Source organism: Vibrio sp. 10N.222.48.A3 (assembly GCF_041475345.1).
Taxonomy (GTDB): Bacteria; Pseudomonadota; Gammaproteobacteria; order Enterobacterales; family Vibrionaceae; genus Vibrio; species Vibrio tasmaniensis_A.
Genome location: NZ_JBFRVX010000091.1, coordinates 1 through 7,833, shown reverse-complemented (window position 1 = coordinate 7,833; position 7,833 = coordinate 1). Strand labels below are relative to the sequence as shown.

Sequence of the window (7,833 nt, the reverse complement as noted above, 5' to 3'; positions counted from 1 at the left end):
GATTAGCGTGGGCTTACATCTCGTCGATTTCGTTTTGTAGGTTTTCCAACTGCTCTAGAATCAACAAAAACTTCTCGCCGAACGGCGTCACTTGGTATTCAACTCTTGGTGGAAGTTCGTTGAACATCTGCTTATCCAAAATCCCAAACTCCACATTTCGCTTCAAGCATTCATTCAATACCTTGGTCGATAACCCTTCGACCGAGCGCACCATTTCACCAGGGCGATTAATGCCATTTGCCAGTAATTGGTAAACCGTTAGCGACCATTTACAGCCGTAGATGGTTTCTACCATGCGAGCTGAGCGCTCTGGTGCTGATTTTCTTGAAAAAAAGTTTTCCTGATTTTTCATAAAGATGTACCAATAAGTACCTACCTAACCGATTTGTACTTACTATTCATAGTGTTAGTTCAAAGCCTAAGATTACCACGTTCACATGACTTAGGAGATAACAAAATGAACTTCACTAAAAAAGGTATTGCAGTCGTAATCGGTGGCACAAGTGGTATGGGCTTTGAAACAGCGAAGCAGTTAGTCGCTCAAAACATCCATGTACTGGTTGTCGGCAATAACCCAACTAAGTTAGATAAAGCGGTGTCAGAACTTCAATCACTAGGCCACGCTTCTGGTTGGCAAGCTAACCTTTATGATGATGCGAGTGTGTCTCGCCTTATTGCGCATTTAGAGTCGCTCGAAGAAGGTATTGGTTACCTTGTTAATGCTGCAGGTTACTTCAACCCTAAAGCGTTTATCGAGCACCAAGAATCTGATTACGAGCAATACATGCAGCTTAATAAAGCAACCTTCTTCATTACTCAAGCGATAAGCAAGTTGATGATCAAGAATGGCGGCGGCAGTGTGGTTAACGTTGGTTCTATGTGGGGTAAGCAAGCAATCAAAGCGACGCCATCTTCTGCCTATTCAATGGCTAAAGCAGGCCTGCACGCATTAACACAACACATGGCAATGGAACTGGCTGAGCATAACATTCGCGTGAATGCGGTTTCCCCGGCTGTGGTTAAAACACCGATTTACGAATCTTTCATCAAACCTGAAGAAGTGGATCAAGCGCTAGAAGGTTTCAACGCATTCCACCCAATTGGTCGAGTAGGTCTGCCGAAAGACATCGCCAATAGCATCTCTTTCTTACTGTCAGACAGTGCTGATTGGGTCACGGGTGCAATCTGGGATGTTGATGGCGGTGTGATCGCTGGCCGCAATTAATCAGGCTTCTTTTCAGGAGGCTGTCGCGTAGGAAAATAGCAGCGAGATGGCCTCCTTGATGAGTATTCGCGTAGAATAGAAACGAGAAAGACAACAATAATAATTAAAACGATAACAAGAGTAAGGTCGCCATTATGTTCAACATGGACTTTTCAAAGAGACTGGTTATAGAAACCGAGACATTAGATTGGATCGCGAGCCCTGCCAAAGGGGTATGGCGTAAGCCGCTAGAAAGAGAAGAGAAAGAGTCGGGCCACACAACCAGTGTTGTGAAGTACGATCCTGAATCTTCGTTTTCTGAGCACCCGCATCCGCAAGGCGAAGAAATCTTCGTGTTAGACGGTGTTTTCTCTGATGAAACTGGAGATTTCCCTGCCGGTACTTATATCCGTAATCCCCCGGGCAGTGCGCATTCTCCATCAAGCAAAAATGGCTGCACGATCTTGGTGAAGCTCAACCAGTTTGATGCGAGAGACTTAACTCAAGTTCGCATTAATACGCTAGAAACGGAATGGCTTCCGGGTATTGGTGGTTTACAAGTGATGCCACTGCATGAATTCGAACACGAGCATGTCGCGTTAGTGAAATGGCCCGTTGGTGAGCGCTTTCAGCCACACCGTCATTTTGGTGGTGAAGAGATCTTTGTGTTGTCAGGCACTTTTAAAGATGAACATGGCGAGTATCCAAAACACACATGGATGCGTAGCCCTCATATGAGCGAGCATTTCCCTTATGTGGAAGAAGAGACGGTTATCCTAGTGAAAACGGGTCACCTGCCATTGGATTAAAGGAATGCTCAATATAAAGATGAGAAAGCCGCATTGTTTTGAACAAGCGGCTTTTTTAGTTTTTATATATGAGCTGACTAGTAAGCGACACCAATACGTTGGCGTGGGAACTTGCCAGCTTCTAGTTCATCAATCATCGCGATAGCGTAGTCGCTGACGGATATTTTGCTGTTGCCATCTTCGTCAGTGAGCAGTTGATCACCACCTGTGCGGTAGGCTGATAGCTTATCGCCCGGGAAGATTTCCGCAGCAGGGCTAACGAATGTCCAGTTAACCTTTTCATTAGATTGTTTGAACATTTCAAGGGCTTCTCCTTGTGCTAGCGCTTCGTTTTTGTAGTCCGCAGGGAAGTCAGGAACGGTAACTAACGGTACGTTTGGCGCCACTTCTAATGAGCCTGCACCTCCTACCCAAAGTAGACGTTCGATGTCAATGCTTGGCAATGTATCAAGTAACTTAGCTGCTGTGTTTTTTACGATGTCGTGATTGCCTAGAGCGCGTCCACCAATCGAAGCAATTACCGCATCAACGCCTGAGAAAGCGGTCGCTAGACTTGCCGCTTCATCTTGTAAATCAAATGAACGAACTTCAACATCGCTGATTTTTACGCGGCTTGCATCTCTTACAACAGCAACAACTTCGTGTCCGCGAGATTGAGCTTCTTGAGCGATGTGACTACCAATCCAACCTGATGCGCCTAATACTGCAATTTTCATAATGTCTCTCCAATTATCTAATTTATTGAGTCTGTTTCTCGACAGCCATTGCAGTCTAATAGCTCACTAGGTTGCGATAAATATCGTAAAATGATGTAGATTGTATCTATACAGTTATCTAATAGGCTTGGTTAAGTCGGCAAGGGAGAGTGTGATGGACAGGTTGACGGCGATGCGTAGCTTTGTTGAAGTCGCAAATTGCGCCAGTTTTACTCAAGCAGCAGAGCATTTGGACATGAGCCGTTTACAGGTTTCACGGCATGTTCAAGAGATCGAAGGGTGGTTAAAACAAAGGTTACTGCACAGAACTACTCGTAAGGTCAGTTTGACAGCGGCAGGAGAGATTGCGCTGCGACGTTGCGAGAAGATACTCCATGAAACCGCAGAGCTAGAAGTCACTTCACTCAATCAAACCGACGATCTTTCAGGGGTAATTCGAATTGCAGCGCCGATTGGTTTAACTCAAAATATGCTGTTGGATGTGGTTGAGCAATTCACAGAGCGTCACCCTAATATCACGGTCGAGTTGTTTGCCTCAGACCGTTTTGCGCAGCTGGTGGATGAGAGAATAGATATTGCCCTTCGCTATACTGACCAACCTGACGATAGTTTGATTGCTCGAAAGCTCATGGACATTGATTCAGTGGTGTGTGCCTCTCAAGTCTACCTAGACAAGTACGGAGAACCTGAAACGGTCGAAGCACTTCGACAGCATAACTGCTTTCGCCATTTGAGTGTTTCTAAGTGGGATTTCGTTAAGGATAACCAGCACTATTCGGTTGAGGTGTCTGGCACTATCAAGGCTAACGATGTTGGGGTATTAACTCGCGCCGCACAGCATGGAAAAGGGATTGTTCGCTTACCTTGTGATTTAGCCAATCCGTTGATTGCAGAAGGGAAATTGAAACGAATATTGGATGACTTTGTTTCACCCTGCAGTGTGCTTTGGGCGGTGTATCTGTCTCGCAGTTATCAGCTGCCTGTTGTTCGTCAGTTCATTGATTTTGCAGCAGAAGTTTGGTCTAGCGATATTAAGTCTGGTGATGTTTGAGCTTATATATCTTAAGTACACAAGTACACAAGTACACAAGTACACAAGGCATAAGCAAACAAATACAAAAATCCGATATCAAAGGTGATATCGGATTTGAACTCAATAATTCAGAGTTCCACACGCTCTCCTCTCACGAAGTCTTTACACGTATCTGTGTACCGATAATCGGGTGTTTATCGCCTTATCGTTGATGTCAGGTAAAGGCTGATACAAGTTTCTAGTAATGTCGGATAATACTTGGTCGTAAACTTGCGATACGACGCTAGAAATATCACTGGTTAATTCGTATAAGCTATCTGTCGGTTGGGTTAATTCGTTGCTCGATGCGATTTCTGCGAGTGCATGCATCGCTCGAGTGCAAACTGGTGATCCACTGCTAATAGGGCAGATAATTGATAATTGGTTGAGTTTACGGTGAGTCTGAGATGCATAGAATTTGAATCTCGCATACTCCTCAGGTATTTCCGTATTCGACTTTTCTATCCCAGGGATGGCCATTCTCAACTTGGTAAGGATCTCCATACAATCTAAGATCTGTTGCCAGTTCATGTGGTACTCACGGCTCATGTCTTCTCGTTCTGATTGAATCAGCCAGATGATCATCACTTCATCCATCAAGAACATGCTGTGACGAATCGTTTTTCCATGAATCGATTGATTACGTACTAAGCTACGGTTTTGCCAGTCATTGTGCATAGCGATGAGTTTGAGGTGATAAATGCGATACATCGGACGGCTGTCAAACGACACATGAGATTGAAGCAGTTCAGATACCTCAAGTATGTTGTCGTAAATCTGATTCACTTTTCGAATTGAGTCGCTCGTCAATTGATACGCCAGAGCATAATGCGTTGCCGCGCGATGTTTGCGTGATAGCAACAATAACTGTCTGAGTAGAACTAAGGTTTCAAACCGGTGTGATAGCGCTGTTTGTCTCTTCTTTGAGAAATGAAACAGCGCTGCAAGTACTAATAGGGATAAACCCACTGAAATAACGACCAACATATTCAACTCCTAATATCTGAATACCTACTTAGTGGTAGTTCACGATTTGTGCCAAAATTGATAAACATTATATTTCAACGACTTATATTTTAAGCCCGCTTGTGGATGACCAATACTGGTGCATCACCTCACCATTCGAGTGAGTGCGATAGAAGAGGTTAGAGGTTTTTATAGTTTCTAGACTTTGCTATGGCTGAAGCATAAATAGCTACAATCTGGCTAACCTCTTATGCAAGGTTAGTCAGATTGGGTTACACAGAGATGTACATTCAGTGAGTAGATAGTGAAGGTATGACTAAAGATTTACGGCGAATGTACCACTGAGAAGACAGATAACCGCGAAGCTCGTTTAGGTCGATAGCCCAATAGCTCAATAAGTCTATCGATCCAGAAATCAATAGCTAGATAAATCAATAGCGCGATAAGTCGATCACTTTATTGCATAGCTTACTCAAAGCCAGTTGATCATGGCTGATCAAAATTAGGCCGCAGTTAGCTTCTTTCGATACTTCAACAATCAGCTTTAGCGTTTGGGCTGCTGTGATGGGGTCTAATCGTGATGAGGGTTCATCTGCAATTAACAGTTTTGGGCTCATCAGTAGCGCTCGTAAAATCGCAAACCTCTGCAATTCTCCTCCGGATACTTGGCTTGATGGACGTTCAAGCAAAGCAGAGTTAAGGCTCAATCTATCTAGAAGTACGGGTATCTTGGAGCGATTTAGCTTGTGAAGCGCACATAAGTCATTAAGTAACGTTTTTAGTGTTGTGTGAGGGGAGTGCGCACTGGGTGGATCTTGGTAAAGCTTGAGGCGTTGTCCTTTTTCGATTTTTTGAAGCCAGTCGATATTGCCGGAAAAGTCGTGATGCAACCCTAGTAAAGTATCGGCGAGAGAAGATTTCCCGCATCCGCTGTCACCATAAACTCCCAGTATTTCACCTTGTGATAATGAGAACGTGAGATCTGAAAAGAGTGTTCTTTGATCGCGGTAAATCGCTAAACTTTCAACTTCAAGCAATGGCTTCTGCCCGCTTTGTATACCAACCTCTGAGGGAGTAGCGTGACTATTTGATTCATTTGAAGGTTGCGAGGAAGTTGGCTGATCAAGATACCAATACTCAGGTTGCGCTTGTATTAGCGCTTTTGTGTAGGCCGCTTGTGGCTGATCTAAAATGGCTTTAGCGTCTCCCCTTTCAACAATTGCCCCTTCTTTCATGACAATGATGTCACCACCTAACATTTTAGCCAGCTTAATGTCGTGAGTGATGGTGAGCAGGCCACCGGGTTTGCCATTTTCAAGTTGTTGGCAGTGAGAAAGGAGAAGTTGCCCAACGTGATCACGTCGGCTTTCGTCTAAGCCTTTTGTGGGTTCATCGGCAATTAACAGTTTGCCTCCAGCTTGTGTCGCACATAAGTACGCAGCACGTTGCGCCATTCCGCCCGAGAGTTCAAATGGGTGTTTATCTCCATCTTTGCCCAGATCCATTTGTTGAAGTGCATGATGGGTGAGTGTGTCACTCTGGGAACGACCTTCGTTTAAAACCAGCTTATGAACTTCGCTTATCTGCGATCCTATAGTCCGAAGCGGATTGAGTGCTAACCAAGGTTCTTGAGGTAGCAAAGCTATTTCTTTGCCCCAAAACCGTTCTCGATTTAAAGGGTTAAGCTCATCAAACAAAGTAATGTCGCCCTCTGGTTTTAAGGCATCAGGTAATGTGCCGGCGATAGCTGCCGCGATTAGGCTTTTCCCCGCGCCTGTTTCTCCCAAAATGGTGAGCGGACGCTGCGGATATAAATCTAAACTTAAGCTCTGGACTAAGGTTTGAGTATCAGTTTGAATCGACAGGTTTTCAATTTTTAACATTGCGTTCATGCTGCTACTCCGTTATCCGCTTGTTTGCCTAGTTGGGGTTTTTCTTGTTTAGCTCCCGGTTCATTATGCGTATGGTTTTTTGAGGATTGCGTGTGACGTTTTCCTTGAGCTAATAAATGAAAGCTTAATACCAGAAGAAAAACGGTCAGTACCGGTTGAATCAAAACCCAAGGGGCTTGGTGGTAGTAACGGAATAGTTCAACCATCATTAAGCCGAGTTCAGCTTCTGGCGGCTTGAGCCCAACATGCAGAAAGCCTAAAGACGCGAGTGCCAGTATTGAATTACCCGTACCAAAACAGAACAGGGTGAATAAATCATTTCGGCAATCTGGCCATAAGTGACGCTTGAATATATACCAGTGGTTGAACCCATAAAGCCGAGAGGCTTCTACTGCAGGTGACTGAATGAGTGACAACGTTCGGTTGCGTGACACGCGGAAAAAATCCACCCACAGCATGAGCGATATGGCGATATATAGAATGAGGAATGATCCAGGAACCATTGCCGCAAAAAGTAAAACAAGAATTAAGCCGGGCATGGCGAGTATCATGTTCACGTTGAATGAAAAGATTTTATCCCACCATCCTTGTTTCCAACCAGCGATTACTCCCATTGACGTCCCTAACAACGCAGCGGTAGTAATACTTATTAATGCCATGGAAAGTGAGGTGCTGATGGCGTGGCTTAATCTTGCCAAATTACTGCGTCCAAAATGGTCTCTGCCTAAAGGTTCTTCGACAGAAGGCGTTGTGAATGCAAGGTCTAAATTTTGCTTGGCAATATCACCTTGATAGACAGTCCGTTCTAGCATGACTAGGCATAATAAGGCGGCTAAGATAATCAGACCTAACCATTGCGGCTTTGTTAAATTCATACGATCTTAACCTTCTTTTTTTCGGGTTCTGCTTGTTGTTTATTAGGTGCAAATTTTGAAAATAAAGCAGAGGGTTTATTCGCGCGTTGCCTTGGATCCAATTGGTAGTTAACAAGATCGACTAAGGTATTGATGACCACAAATAGAAGCCCCATCAGCAGAGCAGAACCTTGAATCATTGGTATATCTCTACGGAAAATCGCATGCGCTAACGCGTGACCAATACCCGGCCAAGAGAATAATGACTCGATCATAATGATCCCTTCAATTAACCCGGTTGCTTGAACACCAACAAAAGT

Annotated in this window: 9 protein-coding genes; 3 read left to right on the top strand and 6 right to left on the bottom strand. The window is 44.3% G+C overall.

Annotated elements, in window-relative coordinates; translation table 11 throughout:
• Window positions 1-13 precede the first annotated feature (13 nt).
• The gene (locus AB4653_RS03530; RefSeq protein ID WP_017103534.1) at window positions 14-352 is read right to left on the bottom strand and encodes a helix-turn-helix domain-containing protein; all 339 of its coding nucleotides are present in this window, start codon (window positions 350-352) and stop codon (window positions 14-16) included.
• A gap of 105 nt (window positions 353-457) precedes the next feature.
• On the opposite strand from AB4653_RS03530, the gene AB4653_RS03525 reads away from it, so the two are divergent.
• On the top strand, window positions 458-1,225 hold the full coding sequence (locus tag AB4653_RS03525) for an SDR family NAD(P)-dependent oxidoreductase (protein ID WP_102258235.1): 768 nt from the start codon (window positions 458-460) through the stop codon (window positions 1,223-1,225).
• Window positions 1,226-1,359: 134 nt separating this feature from the next.
• The gene (locus tag AB4653_RS03520) at window positions 1,360-2,013 is read left to right on the top strand and encodes a cupin domain-containing protein (RefSeq protein WP_017092201.1); all 654 of its coding nucleotides are present in this window, start codon (window positions 1,360-1,362) and stop codon (window positions 2,011-2,013) included.
• A 77-nt stretch (window positions 2,014-2,090) separates the two neighbouring features.
• Here AB4653_RS03520 and AB4653_RS03515 read toward each other — a convergent pair whose 3' ends face one another.
• Window positions 2,091-2,729, bottom strand: a complete 639-nt coding sequence (locus AB4653_RS03515) for an NAD(P)-dependent oxidoreductase (protein ID WP_102258234.1) — start codon at window positions 2,727-2,729, stop codon at window positions 2,091-2,093.
• A 154-nt stretch (window positions 2,730-2,883) separates the two neighbouring features.
• Here AB4653_RS03515 and AB4653_RS03510 point away from each other — a divergent pair, with 154 nt between their 5' ends.
• Complete coding sequence (locus tag AB4653_RS03510; protein ID WP_102258233.1) at window positions 2,884-3,780, top strand: LysR family transcriptional regulator; 897 nt, start codon at window positions 2,884-2,886, stop codon at window positions 3,778-3,780.
• Between the two features lie 144 nt (window positions 3,781-3,924).
• On the opposite strand, the gene AB4653_RS03505 is transcribed toward AB4653_RS03510, so the two are convergent.
• The 4 genes from AB4653_RS03505 to AB4653_RS03490 form a co-directional block, all read right to left on the bottom strand.
• A complete protein-coding gene (locus AB4653_RS03505; protein WP_017097986.1) occupies window positions 3,925-4,788 on the bottom strand; it encodes a hypothetical protein in 864 nt (287 codons plus the stop codon).
• 410 nt (window positions 4,789-5,198) lie between these two features.
• Complete coding sequence (locus AB4653_RS03500; RefSeq protein ID WP_102258232.1) at window positions 5,199-6,659, bottom strand: ABC transporter ATP-binding protein; 1,461 nt, start codon at window positions 6,657-6,659, stop codon at window positions 5,199-5,201.
• Window positions 6,656-7,534, bottom strand: a complete 879-nt coding sequence (locus AB4653_RS03495; protein WP_017097984.1) for an ABC transporter permease — start codon at window positions 7,532-7,534, stop codon at window positions 6,656-6,658. Before AB4653_RS03495 ends, AB4653_RS03500 begins: the two co-directional genes overlap by 4 nt.
• Window positions 7,531-7,833: ABC transporter permease subunit (locus AB4653_RS03490; protein WP_372103338.1), on the bottom strand; the 303-nt coding region annotated here is incomplete at its 5' end. The genes AB4653_RS03490 and AB4653_RS03495, both read right to left, overlap by 4 nt.